The following is a 12,749-nucleotide window of genomic DNA, read 5'->3' on the forward strand; positions in this document are numbered from 1 at the left end:
GAGCGACAGTTGGCAGCTTCACCGCGCCATTGCAACCGCGCTGCGGCGAGCGTAGCGCTGCGCCATGGCCGAAGCCGATCCGTCACCCCATACTACGCCGGCGACCCATGGCGCGGCACAGCCCGCCATCACCCGCGGCCGGCTGGTCCTGCTGTTCATGGTGATGCTGGTGACGGCGGCGGGCAACACCGCAATGCAGTCGGTCATGCCGTCTATCGGCACCGAACTGGGCGTGGCCGATGTCTGGATCAGCCTCGCCTACACCTGGTCTGCGCTGCTGTGGGTGGTATGCGCGCCGATGTGGGCCAAGCGGTCGGACAAGCGCGGGCGCAAGGCGATGATGGCGCTCGGCATGATCGGCTTCATAAGCTCGATGGCGCTGTGCGGGCTGGCCCTGCAACTGGGGCTCGGCGGGGTTCTCGGTGCCTTGTGGACGCTGGTGCTTTTCGCGCTCTGCCGCTCGCTCTACGGCCTGTTCGGATCGGCCGCGCCCCCTGCGGTACAGGCATACGTGGCCAGCCGCACTCCGCGCAGCGAGCGGACGCAGGCGCTGGCGCTGGTAGCCTCGAGCTTCGGTCTGGGTACGGTGCTCGGGCCAGCCCTGGCACCGTTGCTGTTGTTTCCCGGCACCGGCCTGACAGGTCCGTTCTATGCCTTTGCCGCCTTCGCCGTGCTGGTGCTGATTGCGCTGCGGCTGGGCCTGCCGGACGACGAACCGCAATTCGCTGCCCGCGGCAAGACATACGATGCGCCGTTCGGTAGCGGCGCTGGGCGGCACGTCCGCGACGACGATGGCGCGGAAACGGAAAGCGAGGAGAGCGGGGAAACGCAGGCGGCGCCCGCCATCGATCCGCCCGACCTGCGGTGGACCGACAAGCGCCTGTTGCCGTGGATGATCGCCGGCTTGCTGGGCGGGCACGCGCAGGCGATGATCCTCGGGATCTCGGGTTTCCTCGTGCTCGACCGGCTCGGACTGCGCGCAACGCCCGAACAGGGCGCGGGGCCCGTCGGCCTGGTGCTGATGGTCGGCGCGGTGGCCACGCTGCTGGCGCAATGGGGCCTTATTCCGACCCTGCGCCTCGGGCCGCGCGCCTCGACGCTGTGGGGCATGCTGCTCGCCATCGTCGGTGTCGCGATCGTCGCGGTGGCCTGGGACCTGCACGCCATCGCGCTGGGTTTTGCAGTCGCCTCGCTGGGCTTCGGGCTCTATCGGCCGGGCTTTACCGCCGGTGCCTCGCTAGCGGTTACCCGGCCCGAGCAGGGCCAGGTTTCCGGCAAGGTCGCGTCGATCAATGGTGCCAGCTATATCTACGCACCCGCGCTGGGCGTGTGGCTCTACGGGCATTCCGACTGGCTGGGGTTCGCCGTCATCATCGCCTTCTGCCTCGCGGTCTTCGTGATCGGCAGCCGGTCCCTGCAAAGCGACGAAGACCTCACCCGCGACCGCGCCTAGGCCGCTCCGCTAGAGGATTTCCAGCACCACGTCCTGCGGGCGGCACAGGCGCACACCCTTCTCCGTTTCCATCAGCGGGCGTTCGATGAGGATCGGGTCGGTCGCCATGGCCTCCAGCACGGCGTCGGGCGCGGCATCGGGCAGGCCGCGTTCCTGTGCATCCGTACCCCGAAGCCGCAGGCCCTGGTTCGGTGTAATGCCGGCATCGGCGTAGAGCTGCGCCAGCTTCTCTCGCGTCGGGGGGTGCTTGAGATATTCCACCACGGTTAGTTCGATCGTCGACAGGTTTTCGAGGATGGCCAGCGTCTTGCGCGAGGTCCCGCAAGCGGGATTGTGCCAGATGGTCGACTTCATTCGATGGTCTCCTACGCCGTGAAACAGTGCCGCCCTACCGTAGCCTTCGCGCCGCGGCATAGGAGAAAAATCGTCTCCAAGCATTTCTGAGGTTGCAATTGCGAATTATTCGCAATAGCGCCGCCGCAGATAGAGAATCCCTTGCAAGAAAGTTCGCAATGCCCTGCGTTTTCCGCCGTTTCGCCCTCTTCACCACCACTGCCCTTGCGCCCCTGGCGCCGCTTGCTGCCGCCGAAGAGGCCGTCGCCGAAGCACCCGAGCGTGACTACCTGCCGGCGGAAATCGTCGTCGTCGGCACGGTTGACGGATATGTCACCAGCGACGGATCGACCGGGACCAAGACGCCGACCCCGCTGATCGATGTGCCGCAAACCATCGCGGTCATCACCGCCGACCAGTTGCAGGACCAGGCCATCACCCAGCTCGGTGACGCCCTGCGCTATGTCCCCGGCGTAAGCCTCGAGACGGGCGAAGGCCACCGCGATGAAATCTTCATCCGCGGGCAGGAATCGACCGCCGACTTCTATCTCGACGGCCTGCGCGACGATGCGCAGTATTATCGCCCGCTCTACAACGTCGAACGGATCGAAGTGCTGAAAGGCGCCAATGCGCTGATCTTCGGGCGCGGCGGCGGCGGCGGCGTGGTCAACCGCGTCAGCAAGACCGCGCGGCTTGGCGATAGTGCCATCGGCCTCGCCGGGTCGGTCGACAGCTTCAGCGCCTTCGACCTTGCGGCCGACATCAACCAGCCGCTGGGCGACAATGTGGCCCTGCGTATCAACGCCGCCTACGAGGAATTCGATAGCCACCGCGATTTCTACGAAGGCCGCTTCATCGGCATTTCGCCTACCATCACCGCCAAACTCGGCGCCGATACGAGGCTCGTTGCCAGCTACACCTATGACGACGACCGGCGTGTGACCGATCGCGGCATTCCTTCCCTGGCGGGCCTGCCCCTGCGCGGTTACGACGAGACTTTCTTCGGCGATCCCGACTTCAACGGTTCGCGCAACAAGGCCCACATTGCCCGGCTACGGCTGGAACAGGGCCTCGGTGCGGGGTGGTCGGCCAATGCCTCGGTGCAGTACGCGAACTACGACAAGGTCTATGCCAATTTGCTGCCTGCCAGCACAAACGGGACCACCGTACGCCTGTCGGGTTACGAGGATTACCAGGATCGCGAGAACCTGATCGCGCAGGCCAATCTGGTCGGCGAATTCGACACCGGCGGCATCGGTCACACTCTTCTCGCAGGGATTGAGGCAAGCACGCAGGATTCGTTCAACGGGCGCCGCAACGTCCAGTTCGGCACCGGCCCTTTCACCAGCACCGTCGACGTGCCCCTCGCCGACGTACTGGCCATCCCCGCTTTTTCGCTGACCGCCCCCGTGCGCGGCAACGACAGCAATCTGACCGTCCTGTCGGCCTATATCCAGGACCAGGTGGCCATCGGCGACCATGTCGAACTGATCGCCGGCCTTCGCTGGGACCGGTTCGACCTCGAAACCGCCAACCTCGCCGGCACCGTCACCACGCGCGTGGACGAGAAGGTCAGCCCGCGTATCGGTCTGGTGGTCAAGCCGGTCGAGCGCCTGTCGCTTTACGCCAGCTATGCCACCAGCTTCCTGCCGCAGGCCGGTGACCAGTTCTTCCTTATTGCCCCGAACGACCAGGCGTTCGAGCCGGAAAAGTTCACCAACCTGGAGATCGGCGCGAAGTGGCTGATCCAGCCCGAACTGTTCTTCACCGCAGCGCTGTTCCAACTCGACCGGACCAACACCAAAGGGCCGAGCCCGAGCGACCCGACGCTGGTCGAACTCGTCGGTGAAAGCCGGGTAAAGGGCCTGGAGCTCAATCTGGCTGGTGAAATCCTGTCGGGCTGGCAGGCCAATATCGGCTATACCTATCTGGACGGCGAGATCCGCACCTCGACCAGCAGCGCCCCCGCAGGGCGCAGGCTCGAACAGCTGCCCGAGCACCAGTTCACCGCGTGGAACCATGTCGAGCTTTCGGACAGCTTCGGCCTCGGTCTCGGCGTCATCTACCAGGACGAACAGTTCGCCGGTCTCAGCAATGCCGTGACTTTGCCGGACTACTGGCGCGTCGACGCGGCAGCCTATTACCACTTCAACGACCGCGTGACCCTGCAGCTCAATGTCGAAAACCTGTTCGACGAAACCTATTATCCCAGCGCCCATGGCGACAACAATATCCAGCCGGCGGAGCCTTTCAGCGCCCGCATCGGTGTCCGGCTGGAACTGTAATCCGCCCTATCTGTTGATCGGCGGGGTCAGGGCTGGCACCGCCGAGGACGCATCGGCCGGATCGATCCCGGGCGCCGGCGCCGCGCTGACGGTTTCCTGCCTCAGCGCGACCCGCCCGGCCCGCTGCACCGCGCTGACCAGCCGCGGATAGACGCCGCAACGGCAGATGTTGGGAATGGCCTCGCCGATCTCTTCCTTTGTCGGTGCCGGATTGCGCTGGAGCAGGGCGGCGGCGGCGATGACGATGCCGGGCGTGCAGAACCCGCACTGTATCGCCTGTTCCGCCACCATCGCCTGCTGCACCGGGTGCGAGCGGTCGCGGCTCAGCCCTTCGATGGTCGTGACGTAGCGCCCTTCGACCTCCGCCAGGGTAATGAGGCATGATCGCAAGGCGGCCCCGTCGACCAGCACCATGCAGGCACCGCAGTCGCCGTCGCCGCAGCCATACTTGGTGCCGGTAAGGTTGGAGGCATCGCGCAGCGCCCACAGCAGCGGGGTCTGGGGATCCATGGTATATTCGACGGGCCGGTCGTTGACCGTCAGGCGTGACACAGTGGCTGTTTCCCGGGATCAGGCTGTCAGTTGCGCCAGCTGGTATCGATCTTGTCGATCCGCCGCTTCCACGCCTCGAAGTCGAAGGCGCCGGCCGGGCCGCCCTGTTCACCCACGACATGCAAATCGCGCTGGTGCACCGCGACGACATCGTCCGGCACGAACAACGGATCGCCCATGCCGAGCGTCGCGACCTGGATTTCGCACGCGCGCTGCAGCGCCCACATCTTCACGAACATGCCGGGAATGGTCTTGTCCATCACCACCGGGCCGTGGTTGCGCAGCATCAGGATGCTGTGCTGGCCGAGGTTCTCGACCAGCCGCTCGCCTTCCTCGGCGCGGACGGTGACGCCCTCGAAATCGTGATAGCCGATCTGGCCCTGGAAGTTGCAGGCGTAGAAATTGGTCGGCAGCAGGCCGCCCTTGTGGCTGCACACCGCCATGGTTGCAGTCGTATGGACGTGGCAGATGGCCGCAGCCTTGTCGCCCAGGTGCTTGTGGAAATAGCCGTGCTGGGTGAAGCCGGCCTTGTTCACCGGGTATTGCGACGGGCCGACATTGTTACCCTCGACGTCGATCTTGACGAGGTTCGACGCGGTCACTTCGTCGTACATCAGCCCGAACGGGTTGATCAGGAAGGTGTCGTCCTCGCCCGGGATCTTCACCGAGATGTGGTTGTAGATCGACTCCCCCCAGCCGAGGTGGTCGAAGATGCGGTAGCAGGCGGCCAGGTCCTGGCGCAGCTTCCACTCTTCGTCGGTGCACGGAAAATCGGCTTTGCGCTGGGTGGCCATCGACTCTCTCCTCGTCTCTCTATTGCACGGCATATCGCATGACTCCACCGCGCCGGACAAGCGGGTGCGCGCCTATTTCTGCTTTGCGTGCGCCAAGGCTCCAGCTACGCGCGACAGCATGAGCGAGAACGCCAAGCTGACGCGCGGGAGCATCCCCGGCCATCTCGTCTCGCAGACCCTGCCCGCCATCGTCGGGGTCGCCGCCATGATGTCGATCGGGATCGTGGACGCCTATTACATCGGCCAGCTCGGCAGCGCGGAGCTCGCGGCAGTGGCCTTTATCTTCCCGATCAGCGTAGCATTGGCGAGCCTCGGCGTCGGGGTCATGGTCGGGATCGCCTCGGTCGTCGCCCGAGCGCTGGGCGAAGGGGACCGCGACAAGGCCGCGCGGAGGGCCAATCTCGGCATCGTGCTGGCGGTCGGCTTCGGCGCGGTGATCGGACTGCTGCTGTTCGCCTTCCACGGCCCGCTGTTCCGCCTGATGAATGCCAGCCCCGCACAGCTGGAACTGATCGAGCTCTATATCCGGCCCTACGCGCTGGGCTTCCCGCTGCTGATCGCCAACATGGGCATGAGCGGCGCTCTGCGCGGCCAGGGCGAGGCGCGGCGCACCAGCACGATCAACATCACTTATGCCGTCACCAACTGGGTACTCAATCCGATCCTCATCACGGGCGCCTTCGGTTTCGAGGGGTTCGGCATTGCCGGTTCCGCCTATGCCACGCTGACCGGCTGGGCGCTCGGGATGGTGGTGGCGGTGGTGCTGATGCGCGGTACGCTGTTGCCGATCGATTTGTCGCTGCTGCGGCAGGGCAGGCTGCTCGAGCCAGCCGGTGCGATCCTCAAGGTTGCCGCGCCGGCGGCGATTTCCAACGCGATCAATCCCATCGGGCTGTCGGTGCTGACCGCGCTGCTCGCCCGTGAAGGGGCGGATGCGGTGGCCGGCTTCGGCGCCGCCGGGCGCGTGCAGAGTTTCGCAGTCGTACCCCTGTTGGCGCTGTCGGGTGCAATCGGCGGCATCGTCGGCCAGAACTGGGGCGCGCGCCAGTTCGGCCGGGCGCGCCAGGCCGCGCTCTATTCCGGCGTGTTCTGCATCGGCTGGGGCCTCGCCATGGCGGTGGTCCTGGTGCTGGCGGACGGCTGGCTGGCCCGGCTGTTCACCGACGATCCTGCTATCGCCCGCGAGTTCGAGCGCTATCTCACCATCGCATCGTGGGGCTATGCCGGGTTCGGCCTGCTGATCGTCGGTAACGGTGCGCTCAACGCCATCGACAAGTCCGGTTTCGCCCTGCTGCAAAGCTGCGCCCGGGTCTTCCTCGTCATGCTTCCCCTCGCGTGGGTCGTCGGCGCTGGCTGGGGATCGGATGCAATCTATGCGGCCGAGCTTGCCGCCAATGTCGCGGGCGGCGCACTGGCGTCGTTCGTGGTCTGGAAACTGCTACGCGGACCGAGGGCGGAGGCCGTGCTTGCCTGACATCCGCCTCCACATCTTCTGCCGCTGGCCGGAGCCGGGCAAGGCCAAGACGCGCCTGATCCCGGACTTCGGGCCGGAGGGAGCGGCGGCGATCTATGCCAAGTTACTGGCGCACACGGTCGAGGTTGCGCGGGCGAGCGGCATTCCCTTCGAACTGCGCGTGACAGGTGCCGAGCCGGACGTTTTCCGCACGGCATTGGGTGAGGAACTCGGTGTCGTCGACCAAGGCGATGGCGACCTGACCGACAAGCTTGTGCGGGTTCCCGCACCCGCCATCGTCATCGGCAGCGACTGCCCGGGTCTGACCCCGCAACACCTGTGGGCGGCACACGACACGCTGGCGAGGGAAGAGATGGTGATCGGCCCGGCAAGCGACGGCGGCTATTACCTGCTCGGTTTTCGAAAGGATGCCCGCTTCGCCTTTAAGGACATGCCCTGGAGCACGGACAAGGTGTTCGAGGAAACGCTGCGGCGGTTCGTGGCACGGGGTATTCGGCCTTCGGTGATGCCGGAGCTGACGGACATCGATACCGCCGAAGATCTCGAAGACTGGCCGGATTTCCTGCCGTGACCCAGACGGTTGCGCTGGTCATTCCACTGCTCGACGAGGAAAAGGCGCTGCCTGCACTGGTCGAAGTCGTGCGCGGACTGGAGCCCCGCCCGGACGAGGTAATCGCCGTCGATGGCGGCAGCAGCGACGCGACCTGCCAGCTTGTCCGCGCAGCGGGGTGGCAATTGCTTGAGACCGCCAAGGGCCGCGCGGTGCAGATCAATGCGGGTGTCGCGACGGCGCAGTCGTCGCTCGCGTGCATTCTCCACGCCGACACCATCCCGCCTGCCGACATGGTGCAGGTGATCCGCGACACGCTGCAGGATGACAGCATCGCCCTTGCCAGCTTCACGCCATTGATAACAGGCGAGAAAACCCGCTGGTTCACAAGTGCGCACAACTACGTCAAGACGTGGTACGCCCCGCTGATAACCCGCCCGCACCTGTTCTTCCGGGGGGTGCGGCTGCTGTTCGGCGACCATGCGATGTTCTTCCGCCGGGCGGATTTCCTGCGGGTCGGCGGCTGCACGCCGAGCGATGCGGTGATGGAAGAGGCCGACCTGTGCGTGAAATTCGCACGGTTGGGAAAGATCCGAATGGTCCGCCGGATCGTGCGCACATCCGATAGACGCATCGCCGCCTGGGGGCCGCTGAGGGCCAACTGTATATACTTCAAGGTCGGCATCTTGTGGGCGCTCGGCCTGCGCGAACGGATGGCGAAGGATTATCCCGACGTCCGCTGAAGCTCCGGAGCGTTCAGGAAACCCACGTCGATGCAATAGCTTATCAGCTTTCGCAGCATCGCCTGGTCCATCACTGGCGGCTCCAGCCCGGTCACTGCGCGCAGTCTCGCGTCGCCAAAACGCGGGTCGCGCTGGAAGTAGGCGGCATAAAGGGCAGCGACACGTTTGTAGAGCCTGCGCTCCAAAGGATGCAGCATGTTAGAATCGAAGCCCGCCGCATCGGCCAGAACCGGCGCGCTGAAGTGATCGAAGCTGCCGATCGCGGCCGCAAAATCCTCGACCGGCACTGGTCCGCCCGAAACCAGGTGGTAGGTGCCCCCCTGCGCCGCGTCGAACCGCTCCACCAGCGCCACGATCCCGGCCGCGACATGGTCGAGCGACACGAAGTCGAGCGTCGCGCCCTTGCTCACCGGCATGTGCCGCACGCGTCCCTCGGCGATCAGCTTGAATGCGGCGTAGATCGTATCGAACTGGCGGATCGCACCGGTGCGGCTGTCGCCAACGACGATGCTGGGCCGTGCGATGACGAAGGGCACGCCGCTGGCGCGGACCAGCGCCTCGGCCTCGGCCTTGCTCGCTTCGTAGCCGTTGGTGAAGCCGCCGGTCGGTAGCGGATCGTCCTCGCCGATCGGGCCGGAGCGATCGCCGCAGACATAGGCGGTGCTGACGTGGAGGAATCCCGCCCCCGCTTGCCGCGCCAGGTCAAGCGCGCGCGCGGTGCCGTCGATATTGGTGGCGCGGTAGGCGTCTTCGTCGAGATCGAAGCGGGTGAGCGCGGCGCAGTGGAGCACAAGGTCGATTTTGCCCGCCAGCCGCTCCAGCACCGCCGGGTCCAGCCCCATGCCGTCTTGCGACAGGTCACCCGTCAGCACCTCGGCGACAGCGGCCGGCGTACCGTCATTCGCCAGTACATCTGGGTTGGAGCGCACCAGCGCCGTCACCCGGTGCTCGGCATCAGCCAGCCGCGCGCAGACCTCGCCGCCGATCAGCCCGGCGGCCCCGGTGACGAAAATATGCATCAGCAGCAGGCAGCCGGCGTATCGGGAACCGAGCCTTCGCCCGCGCCGAACGGCACTGCCACCCCGCAATCGGGGAACACGCCATAGTGGTGCGCGAAATCGCCGAAGAACTCGAAATGTTCGGCGAAGCGGGTATCGGCCAGCATTTTCCAGCTGTTACCGCAGATCGGGAACATGCGCCCGGCCTCGATATGATGATGCCCGTCGAGTTCGAACACGCGCTCCTGCCCCTTCACAGTGCCGCGATAGCGGACGGCCTGGCCGTAATCCTCGCACTGCATCTCGAGATCGCCGAGCTTGAACAGGCGATAGGTCGCCGAATAGAAATTGATCCCGTCGAGCTTGGCTGCGACCTCCTCGTCGCCGATGCCCAGCGGGCGGCTGGTGACAAGGCGCGGGTCGGCGAAGCCTGCCGCCTTGGCCTGCGCGATGAAGTCGCCCCAGTAGAGTGCCCCGCCTAGGCATTCCCCATGCAGCACCGGATCGTTCCGCAGCGCTTCGGGCACGCGGCGGTCGGCATAGACGTCGGAGAAGTAGATCTCCCCGCCTTCCTTGAGCAGTCGGTGCGCGGCAGCGAAGACGGCCTGCTTGTCCGCCACCAGGTTGATCACGCAATTGGAGACGATGACGTCGAAATGCCCCTCGGGCAGGCCGAGTTCACCCAGCTTCTCGATATCGCCTTCGATGAAGCGGACATTGGACTTCGCGTAGCCGAATCGTTCGCGATGCCATTCAAGATGCTCGTTCGCCACCGCCAGCTGTTCGGGCGTGGTATCGACCCCGGTGACGCTGCCATGCTCGCCCACCAGTTGCGCGAGGATATAGGCATCCTGCCCGCTCCCGCTGCCGAGGTCGAGGATATGGCAGCCCTCGATCGCCTGCGGGGTGACGAGGCCGCAGCCGTAATAGCGCGCCCTGACCTCGTCATGCACATTGCGCATGGCGGCAAGGATGTCGGGCGGCGGGGCGTCGGTGGTGCAGCAGGCATCGGTCTTGAGGTCGGCCGATCCGGTCAGGACCTTGCCGTAATACTCGCGCGAATTTTCGATATTCATGAAACCGTTCGACCCCTTGCTGCGAATATGCTTGTGAAGGCTATACGGCGGTTAGCCGCATTCGGTTGCAGGGGCACCCATGAAATTCACCCATGACGTAATCGTGATCGGCGGCGGGGCTGCCGGGCTTACGGCAGCGGGCGGCTGCGCGCTGTTCGGGCTCCGGGTCGCGCTGATCGAAGGCCACAAGATGGGCGGCGAATGCCTCAACAACGGCTGCGTGCCCTCGAAGGCGCTGATCACTGCCGCGAAGCGGGCCGCCGAGGCGCGCGAGCGGACCCGCTTCGGGGTGACACTGGCCGCGCCGAAAATCGACTGGGCGGGGGTGCGCGGACATATCCACGATGCCATCGAGGGCATCGAGCACCACGATTCTGTCGAGACTTTCGAGGAAATGGGCTGCGAGGTGTTCACCGCCCGTGCCACGCTGACCGGGCGGCAGACGGTCGAGGTCGCGAGGCAAACCTTGCGCGCCCCGCGCATCGTGCTGGCGACCGGGTCCGAGCCGCTGGTGCCGCCGATCCCGGGCCTCGACGGCGTGCCCTATCTCACCAACGAGAACCTGTTCGAACTGCCCGAGCAGCCCGGCCATCTGATCATCATCGGTGGCGGGGTGATCGGCATGGAAATGGCGCAGGCCTTCCGCCGCCTCGGCAGTGAGGTGACGGTGGTCGAGCCCGAGCGCCCAATGGCCCGCGACGACGCGGATTCGGTAGCCGTCGTGGTCGAAGCCATGCGCGAGGAGGGCGTGCGCTTCGTTTCCGGCAAGGCGGCGACGGTCTCAGGGTCGGCCGGCAACATCACGCTCCATACCGATGGCGGCGAGGCCATCACCGGCACGCATGTGCTCGTCGCCGTGGGGCGCAAGGCGCGGGTTGCCGGGTTCGGCGCGGAGGCCATCGGCATCGCCACCGGCAAGAACGGCTTCGTCACCGATGACCGCAGGCGCACCTCGGTCAAGGGCATCTATGCCATCGGCGACTGCCGCGAGGGGCCGCGGCTGACCCATGTCTCGGGCTACGAAGGCTCCAACGTGGCGCTGGAAATCGTCACCGGCCTGCCGACCAAGGTCGATTACACCGCTCTGCCCTGGTGCACCTATACCGAGCCCGAAGTCGCCCAGATCGGCCTGACCGAGGAGGAGGCGCGCCAGAAACACGGCGACAAGGTAACGGTGGTGAAGCAGGACTTTTCCGAGAACGAGCGCGCCGTTGCCGAAGGCTCCACCAAGGGGCACATGAAAATGGTGCTCAAGGGCAAGAAGGTGCTCGGCGTCAGTATCGTCGGCAAGAACGCGGGCGAACTGCTGCTGCCCTTCAGCCAGACGATTACCGGCAAGAGCAGCACCTTCGCGCTGGGGTCTGCCATCATCAGCTATCCGACCCGCAGCGAGATCTCCAAGGCCGCCGCCTTTGCCGCCTGGGAGCCGACGGTGTTCGGCAGCCTGCCCAAGAAATACGCCGGTTTCGTCGCCGGCATGAGACGGAAGTTCAGTTGACCGAAGCACGGACCAAATCGCGTAACGCGCCGCAAGGCTCCTCTCCCTTCGCGGTCGAAGCGGCGCTGCTGCCGCCGGAGAAATTCACCGATCCGGACTGGACCGCCAAGGGCGAGCAGCGCGCCTCGGTCCCGCTGGTGGCGCTGGGGACGCTGTGGCTCAACACCGGCACGCTGTGCAATCTCGCCTGCGCCCATTGCTACATCGAGAGCAGCCCGACCAATGATGCACTGGTCTATCTCAGCCGCGCCGATGCTGCCCGCTTCCTGAATGAAGCGAAGGCCATGGGCACGCGCGAGATCGGCTTCACCGGCGGCGAACCCTTCATGAATCCCGAGTTCGTCGCCATGCTCACCGACACGCTTGAGCAAGGTTTCGAGGCGCTGGTGCTCAGCAATGCGATGAAGCCGATGCGCCGTCACGAGTCGGTGCTGCTGGATCTGCGCGAGCGGTTCGGTGACAGGCTGACGATCCGCGTCAGCCTCGACCACCACAGCAAGGCGGTGCACGAGGCCGAGCGCGGCCCGAACAGCTGGGACGCCGCGATCGACGGTCTGCAATGGCTTAGCCGCAACGGCTTCTCGCTCGCCGTGGCGGGCCGGATGCTACCGGGTGAAACCGAAGCCGACGAACGGGCGGGCTATGCGCAGCTGTTCGCCGAGCAGGGTATCGCCGTCGAAGCGAGCGATCCGGCGCGGCTGGTGCTGTTCCCGGAAATGGACGAGGCCAAGGACATCCCGGAGATCACTACCGCCTGCTGGGGCATCCTCGGCAAGGACCCGGCCGGGATCATGTGCGCGACCAGCCGGATGGTCGTCCACCGCAAGGGCGAGCCTGCCCCGCGCGTCGCGGCCTGCACGCTGATCCCCTATGATCCCGGCTTCGACATGGGCGCGACGCTGGCCGAGGCCGCCGCGCCCGTGAAGCTCAACCATCCGCATTGCGCCCGCTTCTGCGTGCTCGGCGGAGCGAGCTGCTCCGCCTGATCCTGAC

12 protein-coding genes are annotated in these 12,749 nt (G+C 65.8%); 7 read left to right on the top strand and 5 right to left on the bottom strand.

What is annotated here, in order from left to right:
* Positions 1-64: 64 nt before the first annotated feature.
* A complete protein-coding gene (locus tag WAB17_RS02635; protein ID WP_435418489.1) occupies positions 65-1,453 on the top strand; it encodes an MFS transporter in 1,389 nt (462 codons plus the stop codon).
* 9 nt (positions 1,454-1,462) lie between these two features.
* Here WAB17_RS02635 and WAB17_RS02640 read toward each other — a convergent pair whose 3' ends face one another.
* Complete coding sequence (locus tag WAB17_RS02640) at positions 1,463-1,807, bottom strand: arsenate reductase family protein (RefSeq protein ID WP_435418490.1); 345 nt, start codon at positions 1,805-1,807, stop codon at positions 1,463-1,465.
* A 158-nt stretch (positions 1,808-1,965) separates the two neighbouring features.
* Here WAB17_RS02640 and WAB17_RS02645 point away from each other — a divergent pair, with 158 nt between their 5' ends.
* Complete coding sequence (locus tag WAB17_RS02645) at positions 1,966-4,071, top strand: TonB-dependent receptor (RefSeq protein ID WP_435418491.1); 2,106 nt, start codon at positions 1,966-1,968, stop codon at positions 4,069-4,071.
* A gap of 6 nt (positions 4,072-4,077) precedes the next feature.
* On the opposite strand, the gene WAB17_RS02650 is transcribed toward WAB17_RS02645, so the two are convergent.
* Positions 4,078-4,623, bottom strand: coding sequence for a (2Fe-2S)-binding protein (locus WAB17_RS02650; RefSeq protein ID WP_435418492.1), 546 nt, complete (start codon positions 4,621-4,623; stop codon positions 4,078-4,080).
* A gap of 26 nt (positions 4,624-4,649) precedes the next feature.
* Entirely contained in the window at positions 4,650-5,417 is a 768-nt protein-coding gene (locus tag WAB17_RS02655; protein WP_435418493.1) for a class II aldolase/adducin family protein, read from the bottom strand.
* Between the two features lie 118 nt (positions 5,418-5,535).
* On the opposite strand from WAB17_RS02655, the gene WAB17_RS02660 reads away from it, so the two are divergent.
* Genes WAB17_RS02660 through WAB17_RS02670 form a run of 3 tightly spaced genes read left to right on the top strand, consistent with a single transcriptional unit; the run spans position 5,536 to position 8,184 of the window.
* Positions 5,536-6,891, top strand: a complete 1,356-nt coding sequence (locus WAB17_RS02660) for an MATE family efflux transporter (protein ID WP_435418494.1) — start codon at positions 5,536-5,538, stop codon at positions 6,889-6,891.
* Positions 6,884-7,462, top strand: a complete 579-nt coding sequence (locus WAB17_RS02665) for a TIGR04282 family arsenosugar biosynthesis glycosyltransferase (RefSeq protein WP_435418495.1) — start codon at positions 6,884-6,886, stop codon at positions 7,460-7,462. The genes WAB17_RS02660 and WAB17_RS02665 overlap by 8 nt, the downstream gene beginning before the upstream one ends.
* Entirely contained in the window at positions 7,459-8,184 is a 726-nt protein-coding gene (locus WAB17_RS02670) for a glycosyltransferase (RefSeq protein WP_435418496.1), read from the top strand. Before WAB17_RS02665 ends, WAB17_RS02670 begins: the two co-directional genes overlap by 4 nt.
* Here WAB17_RS02670 and WAB17_RS02675 read toward each other — a convergent pair.
* Positions 8,166-9,203, bottom strand: a complete 1,038-nt coding sequence (locus WAB17_RS02675; RefSeq protein WP_435418497.1) for an SDR family oxidoreductase — start codon at positions 9,201-9,203, stop codon at positions 8,166-8,168. The two genes, WAB17_RS02670 and WAB17_RS02675, sit on opposite strands and share 19 nt — an antisense overlap.
* Complete coding sequence (locus tag WAB17_RS02680) at positions 9,203-10,258, bottom strand: methyltransferase domain-containing protein (RefSeq protein WP_435418498.1); 1,056 nt, start codon at positions 10,256-10,258, stop codon at positions 9,203-9,205. The genes WAB17_RS02675 and WAB17_RS02680 overlap by 1 nt, the downstream gene beginning before the upstream one ends.
* A gap of 79 nt (positions 10,259-10,337) precedes the next feature.
* Between WAB17_RS02680 and WAB17_RS02685 the strand changes: the two genes are divergently transcribed.
* Together WAB17_RS02685 and WAB17_RS02690 are read left to right on the top strand one after the other, a co-directional pair.
* On the top strand, positions 10,338-11,756 hold the full coding sequence (locus tag WAB17_RS02685; RefSeq protein ID WP_435418499.1) for a dihydrolipoyl dehydrogenase family protein: 1,419 nt from the start codon (positions 10,338-10,340) through the stop codon (positions 11,754-11,756).
* Positions 11,753-12,742, top strand: coding sequence for a radical SAM protein (locus WAB17_RS02690; RefSeq protein ID WP_435418500.1), 990 nt, complete (start codon positions 11,753-11,755; stop codon positions 12,740-12,742). Before WAB17_RS02685 ends, WAB17_RS02690 begins: the two co-directional genes overlap by 4 nt.
* The last annotated feature ends 7 nt before the right edge of the window (positions 12,743-12,749 follow it).

It is taken from the genome of Parerythrobacter aurantius, assembly GCF_045291475.1.
GTDB lineage: Bacteria > Pseudomonadota > Alphaproteobacteria > Sphingomonadales > Sphingomonadaceae > Parerythrobacter > Parerythrobacter aurantius.

Coding starts and splice junctions, on each gene's coding strand:
- WAB17_RS02635 (WP_435418489.1), top strand. CDS start 65: ATGGCCGAAGCCGATCCGTCACCCCATACTACGCCGGCGACCCATGGC.
- WAB17_RS02640 (WP_435418490.1), bottom strand. CDS start 1,807: ATGAAGTCGACCATCTGGCACAATCCCGCTTGCGGGACCTCGCGCAAG.
- WAB17_RS02645 (WP_435418491.1), top strand. CDS start 1,966: ATGCCCTGCGTTTTCCGCCGTTTCGCCCTCTTCACCACCACTGCCCTT.
- WAB17_RS02655 (WP_435418493.1), bottom strand. CDS start 5,417: ATGGCCACCCAGCGCAAAGCCGATTTTCCGTGCACCGACGAAGAGTGG.
- WAB17_RS02660 (WP_435418494.1), top strand. CDS start 5,536: ATGAGCGAGAACGCCAAGCTGACGCGCGGGAGCATCCCCGGCCATCTC.
- WAB17_RS02675 (WP_435418497.1), bottom strand. CDS start 9,203: ATGCATATTTTCGTCACCGGGGCCGCCGGGCTGATCGGCGGCGAGGTC.
- WAB17_RS02680 (WP_435418498.1), bottom strand. CDS start 10,258: ATGAATATCGAAAATTCGCGCGAGTATTACGGCAAGGTCCTGACCGGA.
- WAB17_RS02685 (WP_435418499.1), top strand. CDS start 10,338: ATGAAATTCACCCATGACGTAATCGTGATCGGCGGCGGGGCTGCCGGG.